16 protein-coding genes are annotated in these 21,466 nt (G+C 69.0%); 5 read left to right on the forward strand and 11 right to left on the reverse strand.

Annotation, left to right across the window (positions count from 1 at the left end; genetic code table 11):
• Positions 1 to 258 precede the first annotated feature (258 nt).
• Together OG225_RS25115 and ilvD are read left to right on the forward strand one after the other, a co-directional pair.
• Positions 259 to 813 (forward strand): PH domain-containing protein, encoded by a 555-nt coding sequence (locus OG225_RS25115; protein WP_405177527.1) that lies wholly within the window; start codon positions 259 to 261, stop codon positions 811 to 813.
• A 401-nt stretch (positions 814 to 1,214) separates the two neighbouring features.
• A complete protein-coding gene (gene ilvD, locus OG225_RS25120; protein WP_405177528.1) occupies positions 1,215 to 3,056 on the forward strand; it encodes a dihydroxy-acid dehydratase in 1,842 nt (613 codons plus the stop codon).
• Positions 3,057 to 3,146: 90 nt separating this feature from the next.
• Here ilvD and OG225_RS25125 read toward each other — a convergent pair whose 3' ends face one another.
• Positions 3,147 to 4,106, reverse strand: coding sequence for a DoxX family protein (locus OG225_RS25125; RefSeq protein ID WP_405177529.1), 960 nt, complete (start codon positions 4,104 to 4,106; stop codon positions 3,147 to 3,149).
• Between the two features lie 269 nt (positions 4,107 to 4,375).
• Between OG225_RS25125 and OG225_RS25130 the strand changes: the two genes are divergently transcribed.
• On the forward strand, positions 4,376 to 5,476 hold the full coding sequence (locus OG225_RS25130) for a sorbosone dehydrogenase family protein (RefSeq protein WP_216916526.1): 1,101 nt from the start codon (positions 4,376 to 4,378) through the stop codon (positions 5,474 to 5,476).
• 110 nt (positions 5,477 to 5,586) lie between these two features.
• Here the strand turns inward: OG225_RS25130 and gatB are convergent, their stop codons facing one another.
• The 3 genes from gatB to OG225_RS25145 all read right to left on the reverse strand — a co-directional run bounded on the left by gatB (position 5,587) and on the right by OG225_RS25145 (position 9,352).
• On the reverse strand, positions 5,587 to 7,092 hold the full coding sequence (gene gatB / locus OG225_RS25135; protein ID WP_405177530.1) for an Asp-tRNA(Asn)/Glu-tRNA(Gln) amidotransferase subunit GatB: 1,506 nt from the start codon (positions 7,090 to 7,092) through the stop codon (positions 5,587 to 5,589).
• 64 nt (positions 7,093 to 7,156) lie between these two features.
• Positions 7,157 to 8,533: an alpha/beta hydrolase family protein gene (locus tag OG225_RS25140; RefSeq protein WP_405177531.1), complete on the reverse strand. Its 1,377-nt coding sequence runs from the start codon at positions 8,531 to 8,533 to the stop codon at positions 7,157 to 7,159.
• 120 nt (positions 8,534 to 8,653) lie between these two features.
• The gene (locus OG225_RS25145) at positions 8,654 to 9,352 is read right to left on the reverse strand and encodes a TetR/AcrR family transcriptional regulator (protein ID WP_405177532.1); all 699 of its coding nucleotides are present in this window, start codon (positions 9,350 to 9,352) and stop codon (positions 8,654 to 8,656) included.
• 40 nt (positions 9,353 to 9,392) lie between these two features.
• Between OG225_RS25145 and OG225_RS25150 the strand changes: the two genes are divergently transcribed.
• On the forward strand, positions 9,393 to 9,719 hold the full coding sequence (locus OG225_RS25150) for a hypothetical protein (protein ID WP_405177533.1): 327 nt from the start codon (positions 9,393 to 9,395) through the stop codon (positions 9,717 to 9,719).
• Positions 9,720 to 9,789: 70 nt separating this feature from the next.
• On the opposite strand, the gene OG225_RS25155 is transcribed toward OG225_RS25150, so the two are convergent.
• A complete protein-coding gene (locus OG225_RS25155) occupies positions 9,790 to 10,233 on the reverse strand; it encodes a hypothetical protein (protein ID WP_405177534.1) in 444 nt (147 codons plus the stop codon).
• Positions 10,234 to 10,283: 50 nt separating this feature from the next.
• Positions 10,284 to 11,318: an ATP-dependent 6-phosphofructokinase gene (locus OG225_RS25160; RefSeq protein ID WP_405177535.1), complete on the reverse strand. Its 1,035-nt coding sequence runs from the start codon at positions 11,316 to 11,318 to the stop codon at positions 10,284 to 10,286.
• Between the two features lie 523 nt (positions 11,319 to 11,841).
• Between OG225_RS25160 and OG225_RS25165 the strand changes: the two genes are divergently transcribed.
• On the forward strand, positions 11,842 to 12,882 hold the full coding sequence (locus OG225_RS25165) for an NAD(P)-dependent alcohol dehydrogenase (RefSeq protein WP_405177536.1): 1,041 nt from the start codon (positions 11,842 to 11,844) through the stop codon (positions 12,880 to 12,882).
• Positions 12,883 to 12,915: 33 nt separating this feature from the next.
• Here the strand turns inward: OG225_RS25165 and OG225_RS25170 are convergent, their stop codons facing one another.
• The 5 genes from OG225_RS25170 to OG225_RS25190 form a co-directional block, all read right to left on the reverse strand.
• A complete protein-coding gene (locus OG225_RS25170; protein WP_405177537.1) occupies positions 12,916 to 15,006 on the reverse strand; it encodes a protein kinase domain-containing protein in 2,091 nt (696 codons plus the stop codon).
• A gap of 96 nt (positions 15,007 to 15,102) precedes the next feature.
• Positions 15,103 to 15,978, reverse strand: a complete 876-nt coding sequence (locus OG225_RS25175; protein WP_405177538.1) for a hypothetical protein — start codon at positions 15,976 to 15,978, stop codon at positions 15,103 to 15,105.
• Between the two features lie 290 nt (positions 15,979 to 16,268).
• Entirely contained in the window at positions 16,269 to 19,091 is a 2,823-nt protein-coding gene (locus OG225_RS25180; RefSeq protein ID WP_405177539.1) for a protein kinase domain-containing protein, read from the reverse strand.
• 53 nt (positions 19,092 to 19,144) lie between these two features.
• Positions 19,145 to 19,798, reverse strand: coding sequence for a response regulator (locus OG225_RS25185; protein ID WP_405183363.1), 654 nt, complete (start codon positions 19,796 to 19,798; stop codon positions 19,145 to 19,147).
• Between the two features lie 125 nt (positions 19,799 to 19,923).
• The gene (locus tag OG225_RS25190; RefSeq protein ID WP_405177540.1) at positions 19,924 to 21,330 is read right to left on the reverse strand and encodes a sensor histidine kinase; all 1,407 of its coding nucleotides are present in this window, start codon (positions 21,328 to 21,330) and stop codon (positions 19,924 to 19,926) included.
• Between the last annotated feature and the right edge of the window lie 136 nt (positions 21,331 to 21,466).

A 21,466-nucleotide genomic window follows, 5' to 3' on the forward strand; every position in this document is an offset into this window, starting at 1 on the left:
TGGCGCGTCGCAACGCGAGCTGACGTATTCGACTCAGGCAGTCAGGCTCAACGCTGGACGCGCCGGCCGAGTACGAGCAACTGGTTTCGATTCACGCGCACGACGTTAAGCGGGCGTGAACCGATGAGTCAAACAGATGACCCAGTGCGTCCCATTATGTGGGACAGTGCGGTTGCTTGTGTCCGTTCACCAGGATGCGAGGATGGTGGTGTGTCATCACCGCATCAGTCCGTGCCACCTACTGAATCGTCCCACACCGTGCCCGAGGGATCGGATACGGGTAGTTCGACCGAGCACGACCTGCCCGCGCCCACGGCGAAGGTCATCAGGACCCCGCGCCTGGCGTTTCTCGGCGTGGTCGTGCTGCTGCTCGGCACTTTCTTCTTCTTCGTCGGCGCGCCCGCCTTCCTCTGGTGGCTGATGTCGCTGCCGATAGCGGTGGGTGTCTGGGTGCTGCGCACGCAGACCACCGTGTCGGAATCCGGGCTCGATCTGCGCACCGTGTTCGGGTCACGGCATCTGGATTGGGCGCAGGTCGAAGGGCTGCGGATTCCCAAGCGCGGCTTCGTCCGGGCGCACCTGACCGACGGTTCGGAGGTGACGTTGCCCGCGGTGAGCTACGACCGACTCCGGGACCTGATCACCGCCTCCGACGGACAGATTCCCGACCTGTTCACCGCGGCGGAGGAAGCCGAGGAACGGGCCTGGGCCGAGCGCGCGGCCGCCGAGAAAGCGGACGAGGAGGCCGCCGAGAAAGCGGCTCCGGAGACCGACCCGAAGGCTCCCGACGACACCGCCGACGAGCGAGACTGACGGCCACACCCACTCTTTCGTGTGACGGATGACACGAGTGGTGAGAGCCACATCCGCGCCGCGATAGACTGGTGACGCTCCGCATATCGGCGCGCATTCCGGTGACACACTCCGAATCGCGCGCCGCCGAGACGGTTTCGGGACCGACACCTCCCCGATGACACCGCCCGCGCCGACGACAACCCTCGCGGCGACACCGAAAGCCCGACGACAGCACGGTAGGCCGGGCATGCCGAACGGCGGTGACCACCGCGAAACCACTCCGCGCGACACTCGTGACCGCCCGTCTCCCCTCGGCTCCCGCCGACGGTGAGCGGGCCCGCCGGGAGTACCGTGGGGTGGCCGGCGAGCCGGCGCCGCGCTGTCGCACATCAGCCCCCGCGACCCATCGAGGACCTTCCATGCCACCGCTTCGTTCACGTACGACCACCATCGGCCGCAACGCCGCCGGAGCCCGCGCCCTGTGGCGGGCCACCGGTATGACCGACTCCGATTTCGGTAAGCCGATCGTCGCCATCGCGAACTCCTACACCCAGTTCGTCCCCGGCCACGTGCATCTGAAGGATGTCGGTGAGATCGTCGCCGCCGCGGTGCGTGCCGCCGGTGGCGTTCCGCGCGAATTCCACACCATCGCGGTCGACGACGGTATCGCCATGGGCCACGGCGGCATGCTGTACTCGCTGCCCTCGCGCGAGATCATCGCCGACTCGGTCGAATACATGGCCAACGCCCATACCGCCGACGCGCTGGTGTGCATCTCCAACTGCGACAAGATCACCCCCGGCATGCTCAACGCCGCGATGCGGCTCAACATCCCGGCGGTGTTCGTCTCCGGCGGTCCGATGGAAGCCGGTAAGGCGGTCGTGGTCGGCGGTGTCGCACAGGCGCCGACCGACCTCATCACCGCGATCTCGGCCAGCGCCAACCCGGACGTGTCCGAGGACGGGCTGTCCGAGGTCGAGCGCAGCGCGTGCCCGACCTGTGGTTCCTGCTCGGGCATGTTCACCGCCAACTCCATGAACTGCCTCACCGAGGCGCTCGGACTCGCGTTGCCCGGCAACGGTTCCACGCTGGCCACCCACGCCGCGCGCCGCGCGCTGTTCGAGCGGGCGGGCACGGTCGTCGTCGATATCGCCACCCGCTGGTACCGCGACGACGACGCGTCGGTGCTGCCGCGCAATGTCGCCAACGCCAAGGCCTTCCGCAACGCGATGGCGCTGGACGTGGCGATGGGCGGTTCGACCAACACGGTGCTGCACACCCTGGCCGCCGCGCAGGAGGGCGAGGTCGACTTCGATCTCGAGACCATCGACGAGATCAGCCGTCGCGTGCCGTGCCTGTCCAAGGTGTCGCCGAATTCGGACTACCACATGGAGGACGTGCACCGCGCCGGTGGCATCCCCGCGATCCTGGGCGAACTGCGCCGCGCCGGACTGCTGGAGACCGACGTCGGCACCGTGCACACACCGAGCTTCGACGAATGGCTCGACACCTGGGATATCCGCTCGGGCAAGGCTTCCGAGGAAGCGATCGAACTGTTCCACGCCGCACCGGGCGGGGTGCGGACCGTCGAACCGTTCTCGACCGAGAACCGCTGGTCCTCGCTGGACACCGACGCCGCGGGCGGCTGCATCCGCGACAAGGAGCACGCCTACACCGTGGAGGGCGGCCTGGTCGTGTTGCGCGGCAATATCGCTCCCGACGGCGCGATCCTCAAGACCGCGGGCATCGACGAGGATCTGTTCTCCTTCCAGGGCCCGGCCGTGGTGGTCGAGTCGCAGGAGGAGGCGGTCTCGGCGATCCTGGGCAAGAAGATCAAGCCGGGCGATGTGATCGTCGTGCGCTACGAGGGCCCGTCCGGTGGTCCCGGTATGCAGGAGATGCTGCACCCCACCGCGTTCCTGAAAGGCGCGGGTCTGGGCAAGGTGTGCGCGCTGATCACCGACGGACGTTTCTCCGGCGGCACCTCCGGATTGTCGATCGGGCACATCTCGCCGGAAGCGGCGAGCGGCGGTGTGATCGGTCTGGTCGACAGTGGCGATCAGATCCGCATCGACGTCGCAAGCCGCACCCTCGAGGTGCTCGTGGACGACGCCGTGCTCGCCGAGCGCCGCGCGAAAATGGAAGCGTCCGAACGGCCCTGGCATCCGCTGGACCGCGAGCGCACCGTGACCACCGCGCTGCGCGCCTACGCCGCGCTCGCCACCTCGGCGGACAAGGGCGCCGTGCGGCGCGTTCCGTAATACCCGAAACGACAGCAATACCCGAAAACGACAGCGCCCCTCGATCCTTCGCGGATTCGAGGGGCGCTGCTGTCTGCGCGGACTCTTCGATCAGTCGAAGGGCCCGATACCGGTGAACGGGTTACCGCCGTGCAGGTACCAGTAGGTCACGACAGCGGCGACCACCGCGAGCACCAGGACCACGAACGACCCGTACCGGGGGCGGATGGCCCAGCCGCGGTTGCGGTCGAGCGACCAGCGTCCCGGCCCGGTCAGGAGGATGACCACGGCGGTGCCCGCGAGCACGCTCTCCAGTTCGACCCCGGACGGCACGCTGCCGCGATACTGGAAGCCCGGGATCATGCCCTGTTTCCACGCCCACGCGTCGAGGATCACCGCGAGCACCGCGCCCGCGGCGAGCGGTGTCACCAGACCGAGGACCAGCAGTGCGCCACCACCGAGTTCGCCGATGGTCACCAGGACGGCGCACAGCGTCGCGTGATCCCAGCCGCCGCCCGCCATCATGTCGCGGGTGCCGTCGAGGCCGGGACCGTTGAACCAGCCCGTGAGCTTCTGGAGGCCGTGATAGATGAAGGTGCCACCGACCACGAGACGTAAGACGAACAGTCCGAAATCGAGTGTGCCACGGCGATTGTCGACCGGTCGACGGCGCAACGACCGGCTCGGTTCGCCCGGGGTGTTCGCGGCCGGGGGGATACTCGCGTAGGAGTAGGCGGCCGTCGCGCCCGCCGCGCCCGCACCGGCACCCGCCGCGGTCGCGCCCGCGGTGGTCGGCGGCGCCGCCGTCGCCCCGGTGCCGGAGGTGTCGGTGGGTTGCGACACGGTCGGCACGTCCGGACCCGGATCGAGACCGAGTTCGTCGTCGGTGCGCGGCACGCCGTCCACGGGGACCGTGGTGCTCGGCGTGGGCTCCTTGGTCATCCCGACCCGGGGCAACTGCCCGGTCGGGGAATCGTAGGGGCTGCCGACGCCCTTACCCGTGGACACCGCTTTCTGCGCACCGGCCTGCGGCTCGGTCTGCTCGGATGTGTCCTTCGGCTTATCGGCCACGGCCGTGCCTTTCTGTCGCTCGGGTCCACCGGGCCGGATGGGCGTCAATGGTTCGCTCGCTCCGCTCACAGGAGTCGATGGTTCGCTCGCTCCGCTCACAGGAGTCGATGGTTCGCTCGCTCCGCTCACTCACGGGGCATACCCTATGCCGCGCGGTGCGGTCTGACCGCCCGAACGCGACGGCGTGTCAACCGCCCCGCGACACCGCGGGACCCGCGACACCCACCCGGGAGGGGCGCGCCCGGCACTATTTCCGTAACGTCTGAGCTATGAGTGTGGTTGTCGTGGGTCGCGTCGCGATGTGTCTGGCGCTCGGTGCCGTCCTGGTGGCCGGATGCGCCCGGTTCGACGATTCGGCGTCGAGCCCGTTCACCCCGGAACCGACGTTCAATCCGGCCGATCCGAAACCCCCGTCGAACACACCGCCGTCGACGACACGACCGAGCGGCCCGTGCATCGATCCCGACCCCGCCGTGGTCGCCACCTGCCTGGACACCACCGGCGGCATCATCGGGATCAGCGAGGGCGCGCTGGTGGCCGAACGCCGCACCGGGCGCATCCTCAAGGTGGTCGACCCGGATACGCCGCCGGTCGAGGTCGCGAAGGTCGATGTCGACGGATCGACCGACGGCGGGCTCAGCGATATCGCGCTCTCGCCCACCTACCGCGAAGACGGGCTGATGTACGCCTACATCACCACCGGCAGCGACAACCGGGTGGTCCGCATCGGCGAGGGCGGCTCACAGAAGGACATCCTGACCGGAATTCCCAAGGGGCAGACCGGTAATCACGGCGCGCTGGAGTGGGCGACACCGGATCAGCTGCTCGTACTGACCGGTGACGCGGGCAATCCGGGGCTGGCGTCGACGCCCTCCTCGCTGGCGGGCAAGGTGTTGCGCGTCGACTCACCCGCGCCCGGCGCGTCGTCCTCGATCGTGCTATCGGGTATCGGCGTCGCCGGTGACCTGTGCCGCGACGGTAAGGACAGCGTCTGGATCACCGACCGCATGCCAGGCGAGGACCGGCTGCAACGCCTCGGCCCGGACGGTCAGGTCAGCATCGGGTGGACCTGGCCCGACCGACCGGGCGTCGCGGGCTGCGCGGCGGCGGTCGACGGTGTCGCCGTCGCGATGACCTCGGCGAAGGCGCTCGCGCTCGCCACGGTCGACGAGAACACCCACGCGATCACCACCGCGCCGAGCCTGCTGTCCCAGGACAAATACGGTCAGCTCGGCGGCGCGACCATCGGACCCGACGGCAGTTTCTGGGTCGGCACGGTGAACAAGACCGATGGACAGCCCGGTCCCAACGACGACCGCGTCGTGCGCATACCGCTGCCGCAGTCCGGCGGGGGCGGCGGACCGGACTAGGAATACCCGGGCCATGACGAACGGCGCTCACCGAGGTGAGCGCCGTTCGTCTCTCGAAGACCTTCGACTACGTAGCGGGCCGAACACGGCTCTCTACTAGACGCCCCGCCTCACTCGCAGGCGGCGATGACCAGTTCGCGGACGCGGGCGGCGTCGGCCTGACCGCGCGTCGCCTTCATGACGTCGCCGACGATCTTGCCCGCGGCGGCGACCTTGCCGGAGCGGATCTTGTCGGCGATATCCGGGTTGGCGGCCAGCGCCTTCTCGACCTCGGCGCGCAGCGCGCTGTCGTCGCTGACCATGCCGAGGCCCTTGGCCTCCACGATCTTCGCCGGATCGCCCTCGCCCGCCAGCACGAAATCGACGACCTGCTTGGCGACCTTGTTGTTCACCGTCTTGGTCTCGACCAACCCGATGACCTCGGCCACCTGCGCGGGCGTGATCGGCAGATCCTCCAGCGCGACCTCACGCTCCTTGGCCTTCTCGGTGAGGTAGGCGACCCACCACGAACGCGCCTCGTTGGCGGGCGCGCCCGCGTCGACGGTGGCGATGATCAGATCGAGCGCGCCCGCGTTCACCAGGTCGCGCATGACCTCGTCGGACAGATCCCAATCGGACTGGATGCGGGCACGCCGCAGCCACGGGTACTCCGGAATGGTCGCGCGCAACTCCTCGACCCGATCCGCCGCGGGCGCAACGGGTTCCAGATCCGGCTCGGGGAAGTAGCGGTAGTCCTCCGCGGTCTCCTTGATGCGACCGGGTGAGGTCGTGCCGTCGGACTCGTGGAAGTGGCGGGTCTCCTGCACGATGGTGCCGCCACCCGCGAGCACCGCGCCTTGGCGGCGCATCTCGAAACGCACCGCGACCTCGACGCTCTTGAGCGAGTTCACGTTCTTGGTCTCGGTGCGGGTGCCGAATTCCTTCGCGCCCACCGGCATCAGCGAGACGTTGGCGTCGCAGCGCAGCGAACCCTGTTCCATCTTCACGTCGGAGACGCCGAGCGATTTCAGCACCTCGCGCAGGGCGGTCACATACGCGCGGGCCACCTCGGGCGCGCGCTCACCCGCCCCGGTGATCGGCCTGGTGACGATCTCGATCAGCGGCACGCCCGCGCGGTTGTAGTCGAGCAGGGAGTGGCTCGCGCCGTGGATGCGACCGGTCGCGCCGCCGACGTGCAGCGATTTACCGGTGTCCTCTTCCATGTGGGCGCGCTCGATGTCGACGCGGAAGATACTGCCGTCGTCGAGCACCACGTCCAGGTAGCCGTTCGTCGCGATCGGCTCGTCGTACTGGCTGATCTGGTAGTTCTTCGGCTGATCCGGATAGAAGTAGTTCTTGCGGGCGAAACGGCCCCACGGGGTGATCGAGCAGTTCAGCGCGAGACCGATCCGGATCGCCGACTCCACGGCCTTCTCGTTCACCACCGGCAGCGAGCCGGGCAGTCCGAGGCAGACCGGGCACACCTGGGTATTCGGCTCGGCGCCGAATTCGGTCGGGCAACCGCAGAACATCTTCGTCGCGGTGGACAGTTCGACGTGGACTTCCATGCCGAGCACCGGCTCGTACCGGGAGATGACCTCGGCGTAATCCATCAACTCGGCGGTAAGTGCGCTCATAACTCACAGTCTATGTAAGCCCCGCCATCGCACCGCGCCGACCTCCGGCCGTCGGCGCGCGGCACTACTTCGGCGGGAAACGCTGGGTCAGCCAGCCGGTGATGTAGGTGAGCACTTCCGGGGAGACGGTGGTTTCGATGGTGCCGTATTCGCCGAGCGCGCCGGTCGCGCTGGGCTGCATCAGATGATTGAGGCCCGGGAAGGTGTGGACGGTCGCCGCGGGGTCACCGGCGAGCAGGTCGCGCATGGGCCGCTCGTTCTGCGCGGGGATCACCTGGAGATCGGTGCCGCCGAAGAAGGCCAGGACCGGGATGCGCAGCGCGGAGAGCGCGGGGGCGGGATCGTATTGGATGAGCGCGGCGAAATACGGGGTGACCTGTGCGCCGACCTGGTCGTCGGGGAGGCGCTTGTCCTGCGGCAACGCGTCGTTGGACCGCTTCAGGAATGCCTTGGCGCCTTCGAGGTCGCCCACCTTCAGCAAGGCGGCCAACTCGGCGCTCTCGCTCACCTGCTTGTCGACATCGGCGGCGGACGCACCGTTGGCCGCCATGATGACCCGGGTCTGTTCGACGAGCACCTGGTCGCCCGGCACCGAGGGGCCCGCCATCAGAATCGCGAACGCCACGCCGCTGTCGGGCCGCGCGGAGACCAGCGGGGCGAGATAGCCGCCCTCACTGTGGCCGAACAATCCGACGCGCGCCGGATCGATATCCTTTCGGCCGCGCAGGAAGTTCACCCCGGCCGCCGCGTCGCCGGACAGGTCGGTGTAATTCGCGTCCTCGAGTTTCCCTCCGGTGCCGCCGATACCCCTGTCGTCGGTGCGCAGCACCGCGTAGCCCGCGCGGGTCATGGCGTCGGCGAGCAGCAGGAAGGGTTTGTGGCCCAGCATCTCCTCGTCGCGGTTGTGCGCGCCGCTTCCGGTGATCATCACCACCGCGGGGAACGGCCCGCTGCCACGCGGGGTGGTGAGTGTGCCCGCGATGGTGATATCGCCGTTACGGTAGGTGACGTCCTCGGATTCGTACGGGAACGGCGGCTTCGGCTCCTGCGGTCGCGCCACACCCGCGACCTTCCCCCGTTCCAGGGTCAGCGGAAAACTCCGACCGCTCTGCGTGAAATCGCCGGAGATGCGGTCGGATTCGTAACGTCCGCCGAAGACCGGATCACCGGGGATGTCCGGGATCGCGAATTCCACACCGCCACGGTCGGATCGCACATCCTTCAGCGCCACGGCGAGCAGGCCCTGCGAGGGGATATCGATGGTCGCGGCGCCGTCGCCGGTGAAGCTCACACCGATCTCGATCGGCTGCCCCGGCACCTGGATCGCGCCGTGCCAATCGCCGGTCGTCGGTTCGGGCGGGTCGGCATCCGACGAGCACGCCGCCACCACCACGGCGGCGACGATGGTCAGTGTCAACGCGATCAGTCGCCGGGTACGCATACCAGCCACGGTACCTACGCCGGGCGAAGCGGACGGGCGTGAATCCCCCTGCGGTATCGCGGCGCGGGATTCGGCCGGGCACACGTCGACGGATCGGACCTTCGAACCTGTCGGCAAGCGTTATCGGGGCGCACCGTTCGGGTGCGCACCATCGCGAGGCACCGGGGGATCGTGAAGGAACAGGCGGATCCACGCGTCGACCAGCCAGTCGCGGAAGCGCTCGACGGTCCAATTGCGTTCGCCGACAAGCAGCACCCAGTACTCGGTGGCGTTCATGCTCCAGATGACATCGGCCACATCGTCATCGGACAGGTCCTCGCGCAATTGCCCGGTGCCGCGCAGGTCGGCCGCGAACTCACGCATGTTGGCGGCACGCCGCTCACCGATCTCGGACCAGATCCGGGCACACGACGAATCCGTGCTCGCTGCCTCGCGCAGGGCGAGGAAGATCGGCGCGAGCCGTTGCTGGATGGCGACCAGCGCGTCGACATAGATCGCGATCTTGTCCTCGGCGCAGGTCGCCTCGCGGATGGCGCGCACATACTCGCGCTGCCGAGCCGGAACGACCTGGTCCGTGCCGGAGAGGGCGGTTTCGACGAGTTCTCGGAGCAGGACCGGCTTACGTCCGATCGACGCGTACACCGTGTCGACGGAAACACCCGCGTCCGCGGCGATCTCGGCCACCGTCGTGGCGGAGTATCCGCGGACCACGAACAGATGTCGTGCGGCGCCGAGGATCGCGTGACGTCTGTCGGCCGCCTGCGCGGCGCGTAGCGGTGCGTTGTATCGCCGCTTGCCTGCCTTGACGTTGTCGTTCATCGACGCCTATTCTACCAATATTCGTCCGATGCTGATTCGGATGAATTCAGAAGGGATTCCGGCCATGGTGTACGCCTACATTCAAGATGTCCCGATCGGCGAGGAGCTCTACACGCGAATCATCGAAGAGCTCGGTCCGGAACCACTGGCCGGTTCGCTACTGCACCTGTGTGTGCGCCGCGACGACGGCGGGCTGCGCTACATCGATGTGTGGGAATCCGAGGCACACTGCGCCCGCGCCTTCCAGGAACGGATCCACCCGGCCGTCGACGCCGCCTTCGCCGGAGCACGGCCGGGCGAACCGACGATCGAGCATCTGGACATCGTGCACGCGACCGGTTCGCTCATCACCGCGCAGAGCACATGACAAGGACTGCCGCGGCGTGGCGAATCGTGCTCGCGTGCGCGGCGATCGGCGTGCAGAGGCGATCGAGCCGCTACAGTCCGCGCGCGTAGCGGACCGAGGCGGCGATCTCGTTCATATCCAGATCCAGGCTCGGGTCCGCGCGCATCGCTTCCTCGAATTCCCCCATCGCGTCGTCGACGGTCGATCGACGCGCCATCGCGATCAGCTGCCCGCGCATGTACTCGCCGATCGGCATACCGGTGGCGGACGCGCGGCGCGCGAATCGGTCGAGCACATCGAACGGCATGTCGTAGGAGTGGATCACGGCGACGGCGTCAGCATCGATGACCGGACCGGGCAGGCAGCCCTGCTGTTCGACGAAATCGACGACCGCGTCATCGGGCACCCGCGTCCGCGCGCGAGAGATCAGTTCCCGCCGAACGTATTCGGCGGGACCCAGTCCCGCGCCCCGCGCGCGACGGCGCAGAACGTCGGCCGTCGCGACGGGCAGGTCGTCGAAATCGATGAGTGCCATGGGGACGAGCGTAAACCCGGCGGGTTCCCCCGACCAGAGCGGTCCGCGTGTCAGCCGAAGAAAGCCGACGCTTCGCCGTAGCGACTCTCCGGCACACGCTTGAGCTGCTTGGTCGCTTCCGAGAGCGGGACGAGATCGATGGTGGTGCCGTGCAACGCCACCATCTGACCGAAACGCTTCGCGTGCACGGCCTCCGCGGCGTGCAGGCCGAACCGGGTGGCGAGGACCCGGTCGTAGGGGGTCGGGCTGCCGCCGCGCTGCACATGGCCGAGCACGGTGGTGCGCACTTCCTTGCCGATGCGGCGTTCGATCTCCGACCCCAATTGCTGGGCGACGCCGGTGAATCGCTCGTGGCCGAATTCGTCGATACCGCCCTCGCGCAACGCGAAATCGGATTCCGGCGCGGGATGGGAACCTTCGGCGACCACGCAGATGAAATGTTTGTCACCGCGCTGGAAGCGCCGTTTGATCATGGTGCAGACCTCGTCCACGTCGAAGGGCACCTCGGGTACCAGGGTGAGGTGCGCGCCCGCGGCCATCCCGGCGTTGATGGCGATCCAGCCCGCGTGCCTTCCCATCACTTCCACCAGCATGACGCGCTGATGCGATTCCGCGGTGGTGTGCAGGCGGTCGATCGCCTCGCTGGCGATGCTCAACGCGGTGTCGTGTCCGAAAGTGACGTCGGTGCAATCGATGTCGTTATCGATGGTCTTGGGCACGCCGACCACCGGCACGCCCTCGTCGGACAGCCAGCTGGCCGCGGTGAGCGTGCCCTCGCCGCCGATCGGGATAAGTGCGTCGATGCCGTTGTCGTCGAGTGTCTGCTTGATGCGGGGCAGGCCCTCGCGCAGGACGTCGGGATTGGTTCGCGCGGTGCCGAGTATGGTCCCGCCCTTGGTGAGCAGCCGGTCGGTGCGGTCGTCGTTGAGGATCTGGATCTTGCGATCCTCCAATAGGCCGCGCCAACCGTCCTCGAAGCCGACTATCGCGTCTCCGTATCGCCCGTTCGCGGTACGAACGACGGCGCGGATGACCGCGTTCAGTCCTGGACAGTCTCCGCCTCCGGTCAAGACTCCGATGCGCATGGCGGATATCTTGCCCCGCCCCGCGTATCCGGGGGCCTGCGGCCCCGTGAACCTTGGGTAACCAGCTGCACTCACCGTGGATCTCCGGATTCGTTCGGTAGAAATGTCGACAGGTTCTGGTCGCGCGCTCCTTCCAGTCTCGATGTCCCGGCGCGTTTCGCAAACCGGACAGACCGGCAAGGCGGAATTCGGCGTAGGCGAATGCGGGGAAGTGCGGCGGTCGTCCGGTCGACCTTTCTCGTTCCGCGCGCGAATCCGCCGTTGTCGCGTCCACCGCGGGGCCGATTCCGCCGGGTGCGCGAGGGCCGAGCCGTATCATCGAATACGGCCGTCGCGGTAGCAGCCGCAGGGTGATCGAACAGCATAATCGCACGTCGCAGCGCATTATCGGAGCTCGATCGGCCACGGTGACGTGCCGGAACGCCCGGCGTCCGAGCGGCGTTCCATGGTGATCCACCGGGGGCGAATCGCGCCGGGCCGGGCGATGCGCCCTCTTCGAGAATTCGATCAGGGAGGTATCGCGATGAAGGCCCTTCAGTATCGAGAAATCGGCGCGGCGCCGGAATTGGTCACCGTCCCCGATCCGGAGCCGGGACCGGGGCAGGTGCTGCTGAAAGTTTCGGCGGCGGGCGTCTGCCACTCCGATATCGCCGTCATGTCCTGGCCGGAAAGCGAATTTCCGTACCGGCTGCCCCTGACATTGGGCCACGAGGGCGCGGGCACGATCGCCGCGCTCGGCGACGGCGTCACCGGCGTCGCGATCGGCGATTCCGTCGCCGTCTACGGCCCGTGGGGCTGCGGACGGTGCGCCCCGTGCGCGGCGGGCAAGGAGAACTACTGCGTGCGCGCGACCGAACTGAGCATCTTCCCGCCCGGACTCGGCGCGCCGGGCGCCATCGCCGAATACCTGATCGTGGACGACTCCCGCCACCTCGAGCCGCTCGACGGACTCGACCCGGTGCGCGCGGTACCGCTCACCGACGCCGGGCTCACGCCCTACCACGCCATCAAGCGCTCGCTGCCGAAACTCGGGCCGGGCTCGACGGCCGTCGTCATCGGGGCGGGCGGACTCGGGCACGTCGCGATCCAGCTGTTGCGCGCGGTGAGCCCGGCGCGCGTCATCGCGATGGATATCAGCGACGACAAACTCCAACTGGCGCGCACCGTGGGCGCGCACGAGACCGTGACCTCCGACGCCAAGGCCGCCGACCGGGTGCGCGAACTGACCGGCGGACGCGGTGCGACGGCCGTCTTCGATTTCGTCGGGGCCGAACCGACCGTCGCCACGGCGGGCGCATGCGTCGCCATGGAAGGTGACGTGACGATCGTCGGCATCGGGGGCGGCACGCTGCCCGTCGGCTTCGGCGTCATGCCCTTCGAGGTCAGCGTGACGGCTCCGTACTGGGGCAGTCGCGGCGAATTGCGTGAGGTTCTCGACCTCGCGCGGGCGGGGGCGGTCGATGTCCACGTCGAGACGTTCGGGATGGACGAGGCTCCGCTCGCCTACGAGCGATTGCACGCGGGGAAGATAGACGGGCGCGCGGTGATCCTGCCCAACGGGTGATCGCCACCGGGCACGCGATGGCCATGCGACGGATCAGTAGAGGTAGACGATCGCGTTGTCGCCGCCCGTGCAGGTCACGAAGTCGATGCCCGCGGTGCAGTCCATCGTGTACTCGCGCTGGCTGACCGGGCTCGTGGCCGTCACGCTGTGTTCGTCGCCCGCTTCGGCGTCACCCGCCGCCCACCCGTACGCCTCGCGCACCGCTTCCGCGAACGGGCAGCTGGTCACCCGGCTGCCCGTCGCCGAAGCCGAGTAGCGACCGACCTTCGGCTTGGATCGCGCGCAGGCCTGCGCGTCGTCCGGCAGCCGGACCGTACTCGTCGACAGATCCTGCGCCGGTGCGTCGCCGCCGCCGCGCGCGTGCCAACCGACCACGCCCGCGACGGCGGCGGCGATCGCGAGCACGGCGGCGAACAGCAACAGCAGCCGAGGGGTACGGCCGCGAGCGGCTCGCGCGGGTGGTTCGGGCTGGGCCGACCGCGCGACGGCGGCGTCACCCACCCGGCCGAAGTGCGTTGTCGGCGGGGCCGATTGCGCGGAAGGCTGCGGGCGCCCGGCCGGTATCGGGCCGGAGTTCCGAGTCCGCGCGGATCGGACGGGCGGGCGAGATGGACCGACCGTGCCGGGCCGGGATTCGCGACCGGGGACCGACGACGCCGATCGCCCCGGAAGCCGGTTCGCCGTCGCCCCCAGATCGACGGTCGACGGATCACCGCCGGTCGCCTGCGGTCCCGCCGGGCCCCTGGTACCCGGTGGGTGGTTCCGCGCCAGCGCGGTGAAGTCGACGGTGGCCGCGGCGTGCGGCGCACCTCCCTGCGCGGTGTTCGGCGCCTGCGCCCCGTCCCGAGGACCAGCACCGGGAGAACCACTCTCCGGGACCCTCGGGGTTCTGACGGTCGCCGGGGCCGGGGCGGCGGTGGTCGATTTCGCGGTCACCGCGTCGAGATCGACAGTCGGCGCGGACGTGCCCCCGGCCTCGCCTTCGCCCGCCGCGATCGATTCGCGCGCGTTCGGCGCGCCGGACCCCGCGGCCACCCCCTCCCGGGGCGCAGGGCCCCGCCCACCCGAATCGCCGCCACCGCTCGGTTCACGCGTCTGTCGCGCGTCGGGGCGGCCCGGCGGGACCGTCGGGTTCGGCCCGGACGGGGGCCGCGCGTCGCGGATCCGCCGGGTGGTCGCATCGGAGGCGCGGGGATCGCCGTGTCCGCCGCCGGGTTCCACGGCGGGGAAGACGACCGTGGTCGGGGCGGGCAGGCCCGGTTCGCGTCGCAGGCGCTGCGACTCCGGTCCTGGTGCGGTCAGGGCGGCGCGCGCCGCCGAGGCCAGCGCGCTCGCGCTGGGATAGCGGTCGGCGGGATCCTTGGCCATGCCGCGGACGACGACCTCGTCCAGCACCGGGGGCAGGCCCGACTGTTTGGCGCTCGGGCGCGGCGGCGGCGTGGTCAGGTGCGAGCGGATCAGGACGTTCATGCCCTCGGCCGGGAACGGCTGTGCGCCGGTGAGGCATTCGTAGAGCACACAGGCCAGCGAGTAGACGTCGGCGGCGCCGGAGACCGGCGCGGTGTCGAAACGTTCCGGCGCGATGTAGTTGTAGGAGCCGACGGCGGTGCCGGTGTCGGTGACGCTCGGATCGCCCGCCGATCGCGCGATGCCGAAATCGGCGAGGTAGGCGAAATCCGACGGCGTCACCAGGATGTTCGCGGGCTTGACGTCGCGATGCACCAATCCCTCGGTGTGCGCGGCGTCGAGCGCGGCGGCGATCTGCTCGATGATGCCGACCGTGCGGACCGGGCTCAGCGGACCTTTCTCCTCCAGTACCGACCGCAGGTCGCGGCCGCGGACCAGTCGCATATCGATATAGAGGACGCCGTCGATCTCGCCCCAGTCGTGGATCGGGATGACGTGCGGTTCGGCCAGCCTGGCCGCCGCCTTCGACTCGCGGCGGAACCGCTGCTGGAACACCGGATCCCTCGCCAGCTCGGTCGGGAGCAGTTTCACCGCGACGACCCGGCCCTTCACGGTGTCGTAGGCCTCGTAGACCTCTCCCATTCCGCCTCGGCCGAGCAGTGAGCGAAACTCGTACGGACCGAATCGGGAACCGATCCGCGAATCCGCGTCATCCACCCCGTTACCTCCACCTCGCGGGCGCGGCCGTCCGGAGCGCACGCACGCGTCCACGACCTCACCTACATTGTTCGCTCCCCTGGCGTTTCACGTTTCTCAAGACGAGCATTTGCCCGAGGCCAGTTCACCGAGGTGCTCGGAGATCAGTGCCGCCATCTTGTCCATCGCCGCCATACCGTCGGAGAACGTACCGGAATCCGGTTGGGCCGCAAGTGCGACGGCGATCTGCCCGCGCGCCGTGGAGATCAGACCGAACTGGCGGACGAGATATTTGCCCGACGTGTCAGGACCCCAGCCGCCCTTGAATTCGGCGCCGTTGAACGCGCCGAGACCCCAGCGATGACTCGGGACGATCTGTTCCATGAGTTTGACCACGGTGGAGACCCGGTTCAGGCACGGCAGTCGCGAGGCGAACCTGACCTGGTCGTTCAGTGTCCATTCCGCCTGCCCGAACGACGAGTAGTCGGTGCGGGTACGGGTGGCCGGGATGACGGTCTTGACGTCGCCGCCTTCGCGCAGCACCGCCTCGACCGAGGAGGCCGCCTCCTGACCGGAGCCGAGCGCCGCCCACAGCACATCGGCCGCGGCGTTGTCGGATTCGGTGATCGCGGCGGTCGCGGCGAATCCGCCGTTCGCGGAACTGTCACGGATCGCGGCGATCGTCAACGGCACCTTCATCGTCGACCACGCCGGACCGGTCGTCCAGTCTCCGAACGTGACCACATCGTCGCCGCCGACCGCGACCACGGCCATGCCGTAGTGGCCCTTCATCGAGGCCTGGAACTGCTGGAAACCCGCCGCGAGGGTGCCCGGCAGGGTCATCTCGATCTTCGGTTCGGAAACCGCCGCGGCCTGGGTGATCGTCGAGGACTCGATCTCCTCGACGCTTCCGTTCTGGGCCGCGCACGAGGTGGTGAGCATCAGCGCGAGCGCGCAGGCACCGAGGGCTTTTCGAATACGACTATCGGACATCACTTGACGCATTACTTTCGAGAGCTCCCCACGATACCTGCGTACGTACGGTAACGGGTAACCGTACTCGGGCCGTCGACGGCGCGCGTACCGCGCGCGCCTGCCCGACACCCGACGTCCATCTGTGAGCGGGTACCGCTCGGGGCGTCCCGTCTCGCCCACGCTCCTGGGAGCCCCGCTTCGACACGCACCGAGCCTAACCCGCATTCCGGCGTGTCGGGGCGGGCATTCCGTTCGGAAATATCTCCGCCCCGACACCCGCGGCCCGGACACCGGACCGCGCGACGCGCTCAGTAGATGTAAACCACCGCGTTCTCGCCACCCGTGCAGGTGACGAGCTGTCCCGACGCGACGCAATTCATCGTGTAACTGCGCCCGGTCACCGGGCTCACCGCGACGATCGATCGGGGCGCGCGCGAGGACGTGGCCGCGGCGGATTCGGCGTAGGCCTGCCGAACCGCCTCGGCGAACGGGCAACTCGTCACCTCACTGCCCGTCGCCGTCTGGGCGAAGGAGCCGGGAACCGCTCGACCGGCCGAACAGGATTTCGCGCCCGCGGGCAGGGCGGTCGACGTGGCGGCGGCCGAGGTGGTCGACGACGCGCTCGGCGCCGCGGCCGCACCGGGGGTGGTGCCGCGCGAGACCGCCGAGGTGGTGATCGACCCCGCCTGGTCGACGATGTCCGCGCTCTTGTCCTTCGACGCGAACATCGTCCAGCCGATGACACCGCCGACGGCCAGCACCACGATGACGACCCCCGCTACCAGCATGGGCAGCACGATCGAACGTCGCCGCTCGGGCTCGTGGTAGCCGTTCCCGTAGTAGTCGTCGTATTCACCGGGTGCGCCGTAGCCGTCGTTGCCGTCGTTGCCGGGGGCGTAACCCTGCGCGCCGTCGGCGGGTTCGCCGTGACCACCGTAGCCGTACGCCGCCTGCGGATCGGCCACGTCCTGCGCGTAGAAACCGCCGGTTCCGTGCGGGTACCCGGGTGAATCGGGCTGGTAGTCCGAATATGCCTGTGCCGCCGGGTAGGCGTCGGGTTCGGGATACCGGGGATCGTTCGGCGTCTGCTGCCGCGCGCCGTCGTAGTGCTGGGTGGCGGCGACGTGCGGATCGGGATCGTATGCCGCGCCGTAGACCTCGGCGGGGTCGGCGAAGGCATCGTGCGCGGCCGACGGCGCGTAGGCCTGCGGCGCGTCGATTCCGTATTGCCTGGTCTCCTCGGCGGCCTGCGAGAGCGCGCCCGGATCGCGGAACTGCTGCGTCGGCGGCGAGTACGGGTCCTCACCGTAACCGTCGTAGTGCTGGGTCTCCGGCGCGAAAGACCCCTGCTGCGAGGCGCTCTCGCCGTACGGCGGTGCACCGTGACCGTACTGCTCCGGGTTCCCGCCGTCGTAGCGCCGGGTCTCGGCGGCGAAGCCCCCCGACGACGGTGCCGGATCGCCGTACGACCCAGCGTCCGAACCGTAAGCCTGGGCCGCTCCGTCGTAACGCTGGGTCTCGGGCGCGGCGAACGAACCGGAACCCGGCGCGGAATCGCCATACGCCCGAACCTCGGGCACGTACGCGTCGGAGCCCGCACCGTCGTACCGCTGAGTTTCGGGAGCCGCGAACGAACCGGAACCCGGCGCGGAACCTCCGAACACCTGAGTGGCGGGACCGTACGCGTCGGGAACCCCTCCGTCATAACGCTGCGTCTCGGGAGCCGCGAACGAACCGGAACCCGGCGCGGATCCTCCGTACGCCCGAGTCTCCGGACCGTACCCCTCGGCAGCTCCGGTCTCGGCGGGGAATGCTCCGGAAGCGGGTGCGTAGGCACCCGGGGTGGGCACGGCACGCTCGTACTGTTCGGTGGGCGGTGCGAAACCCGCGTCCGGGCGGGGGAATTCCGGCAGACGCTGCTGCGGCATCGCGACGGCGGGTTCGGAGACCGACGGCACCGGCCCGTATCGCTGGGTCTGCGGCGCCGGGTACCGCGCGGGCTCGGGGGTGTACTCCTGCTGCCCCTGCTCGTACAGGTGCGCGTCCGGGAACGGACGGATCGGCACGGGCGGTTCGTCGGCCTGTGCGGCGACCGGCGGTGCCGCGTTCTTCGGTTGACGCGACGGCAGCGGTTCGAATTGGAGTTCGGTGGGCACGGCGGTCGCGGCGGTCGGGATGATCGAGAATTCCCCGGTGGGCTCCGGCGGCACCAGCGAACTCAGCGGGGCGGGTTCGGACTGCTGCCCGAAACGGGCCGGGTCGGGGGTGCGGACAACGAAGGTCGGCGCGACCGGAATCGGTCCCGTCAGCGCCGCGCGCGCGGCCTGCGCCAGCGCGACCGCCGTCGGATACCTGTCGCCAGGAGCCTTGGCCATACCGCGCGCGATCACCGCGTCCAGCGCGGGCGGCAGTCCGGCGCGTAACGTGCTCGGACGCGGCGGCGCTTCGGTCATATGCGCCCTGATCAGCACATTCATACTGGCCGACGCGAACGGGGATGCCCCGGTGAGGCATTCGTGCAGCACACAGGTGAGCGAATAGATATCGGCGCTGCCGCTCACGTCACCGACGTCGAAACGCTCCGGCGCCATGTAGATGTAGGAGCCGACGGCCATGCCGACCTGGGTGACCGAGCTGTCGCCCTCGCTGTGCGCGAGGCCGAAATCGGCGAGATAGGCGAAATCCGATTCGCCGACGAGGATATTGGCGGGTTTGACATCGCGGTGCACGAGCCCGGCGGCATGCGCGGCGTCCAGCGCCGACGCGATCTGATCGATGATGCCGAGTGCGCGTTCGGGACTCATCGGGCCCTGGCCGCGCAGGATTTCGCGCAGGTCGACGCCGGAGACCAGTCGCATATCGATGAACAGGACTCCGTCGATCACGCCCCAGTCGTGGATGGGGATGATGTGCGGTTCGTCCAGCCGTGCCGCCGCCTGCGATTCACGGCGGAAACGCACCTGATAGACCGGGTCCTTGGCGTATTCTTCGGGCAGCAGCTTGATCGCTACCACTCGATCTTTCACGGTGTCGTAGGCCTCGTAGACCTCGCCCATTCCGCCTCGGCCGAGCAGCGAGCGCAACTCGTACGGCCCGAACCTGCTGCCGTCCCTCCACCCAGGTCCGTCCACCCCGTGAAACCTCCGCTTCCCGGGCGACGCCGGGTACCCGGTCGTCCTGCCCGTCAAAGACTGGATTCTCCTGGTGCGACCACCCCGTGGTCAAACGCAAAGACGATCGCCGCGGCCCTGTCCCGCAGGTCGAGCTTGCCGAATATGTGTCCTACGTGGCTTTTCACGGTGACTTCGGAGATGCCGAGAGCTTTGGCGATCTCCGAATTGCTGCGTCCGCGCCCGATCAGTTCGAGCACTTCGTATTCGCGGGCGGTCAGTTCACCGAGCCGGTCGCCGTCGCGCGCGGAGACCGGGCGCACCGTCCGATAGGCCGAGAGCACTCGCCCGGTGACCGACGGGTCGAGCCAGGCGCCGCCCGCCGCGACCGTGCGGACCGCGCGGATCAGATCCTCGGCGGGTGAATCCTTGAGGATGAATCCGGCGGCGCCCGCGCGCAGCGCACCCGAGAGCAACTGGTCGTCGTCGAAAGTGGTGAGCACGAGCACCGGCGGCGCGTCCTGACCGGTGCGCAGCGTCCTGGTGGCGTCGATGCCGCCGACCCGCTTCATCCGCAGATCCATCAGCACCACGTCGGGGCGCGCGGTCGCGACCGCGACCGGCACCTGATCGCCGTCACTGCATTCGGTGACCAGGAATCCGTCTCTGCGGCGCAGGATGCGGCGCAGACCACCGCGAACCAATTCCTGATCGTCGACGACGAGCACGGCGACGGCGTCCACACCGTTGGCCGAGGACACAGTCGTCACTCGTTCTCCTTCTCCAGGGCCACGGTCATTTGCTCTCCCTCGACAGGGTCACGGTCATTTGCTCTCCCCCGACAGGGTCACAGTCATTTGCTCTCCCCCGACAGGGTCACAGTCATGGTCTCCCCGTCATGGTCCCGGTCATGTGTTCCCCCCGCCGCGATCACGGCCGCGTTGCTCGTCGTATCCCGCTCCGACAGCGGGCACGATAACCAGCCACGCGACGCGGTGAGCGGGAATTCGGCGCGCACCGACCAGCCGCCGCCCTCCGGTCCCGCGACGATCCGGCCGCCGAGCAGTTCCGCGCGCTGACGCATACCGGACAAACCCATCCCGCCACCGGCGTCGCGCGGTGCACCGGACGGCACGGAATTGTCGACGACGAGTCGCACCGAGGTGGAATCCACCGTCAGCCGCACCCGGGCGCTGCCGCCGGGCGCGTGTTTCACCACATTGGCCAGTGATTCCTGTCCGATGCGGTAGAGCGCGAGGCCGACGGCGGCGGAAACGGCTCCGAGGTCGCCTTCCTCGGTCCTGCGCACATCGAGCCCGGCACGCACGAAATCACCGACGAGATCCTCGATATCGCCGATGCCCGGTTCGGGCGCCGATCGGGACGGGCCCGCGTCGAGCAGCCCGATGGTGCGGCGGATATCGGCCATCGCCTGCCTGCCGAGACGTTCGGCGTCGATCAGCGCCTCGACGGCGTCGTCGACGTCGCGGTCGGTCTGCAACGCGTGCCTGGCCGCGGTCAGATGCAGCAGGGTGATGCTCAGCGAATGCGCGATCACGTCGTGCACCTCGCGCGCGATCCGCCTGCGTTCCTCGCCCGCCGCCTGCGCCGCGCGGATCGCCTGACCCTCGCGCTCCTGGTACAGGAATTTGCGCTGGTACTGCAACATCACGCCGACCAGCCAGCCGAGCGCGATGCCGACGGTGTACATGGGCAGGCCGTGCAATCGCTCGCCGTCGACACTCCACAGCAGATCCCCCGCCGCGTCGAAGGCGGCCAGTTCCAGCGCCCCGACGACGGCGAACAGGGCGCTCCACCGTTTGGGCGCGATCGCCGCGACCTCACCGACCACGACAACGAGCACGAAGGGCGCGAAATCGACCGACACCGGCTGCGCGAGGAATACCGCGGTCGAGCCGAGCCCGGTCACGGCGAGCATGACCGGGGTCGGGGCGATGCCGAAGAAACAGAACAGTGGCACCGTGGCGAAGGCGAGCATCATCGCCAGCAGTGGCAGCACGGTGGGGAAATACTCGTGGCGCTGGATCGTCGCCGCGACGCCGACCACGGCGAGCGCGGCGTCGGCGCTGATCATCAGCGAGGGCGGGTAGTCGAACGGCAGTTGTTCCAGATTGGCGCGCAGGGTCGCGACCGGATTACGCGAGAAAGCGACGAATCGGTCGCGCACACTCCCACGCTGCCCGGCGGGTACCGCCGCACGGGCGCCCGCGGCGGCGGGAATGGCGTGGGTCACATCCATACGCCCAGGTTAGTCGTAGCGTCCGGGCGCACGCATCGTCCCGCGAGTGGGCCCGGCCTCCTACCCGGGTAGGAGGCGGATTCGGGTCCCTGGCACGACGACCCGGCCCCGGTCCGGCCGTAGCGTTGAGACATCC

Origin of the sequence: Nocardia sp. NBC_01377 (assembly GCF_045040005.1) — a bacterium.
Classification (GTDB): domain Bacteria; phylum Actinomycetota; class Actinomycetes; order Mycobacteriales; family Mycobacteriaceae; genus Nocardia; species Nocardia noduli.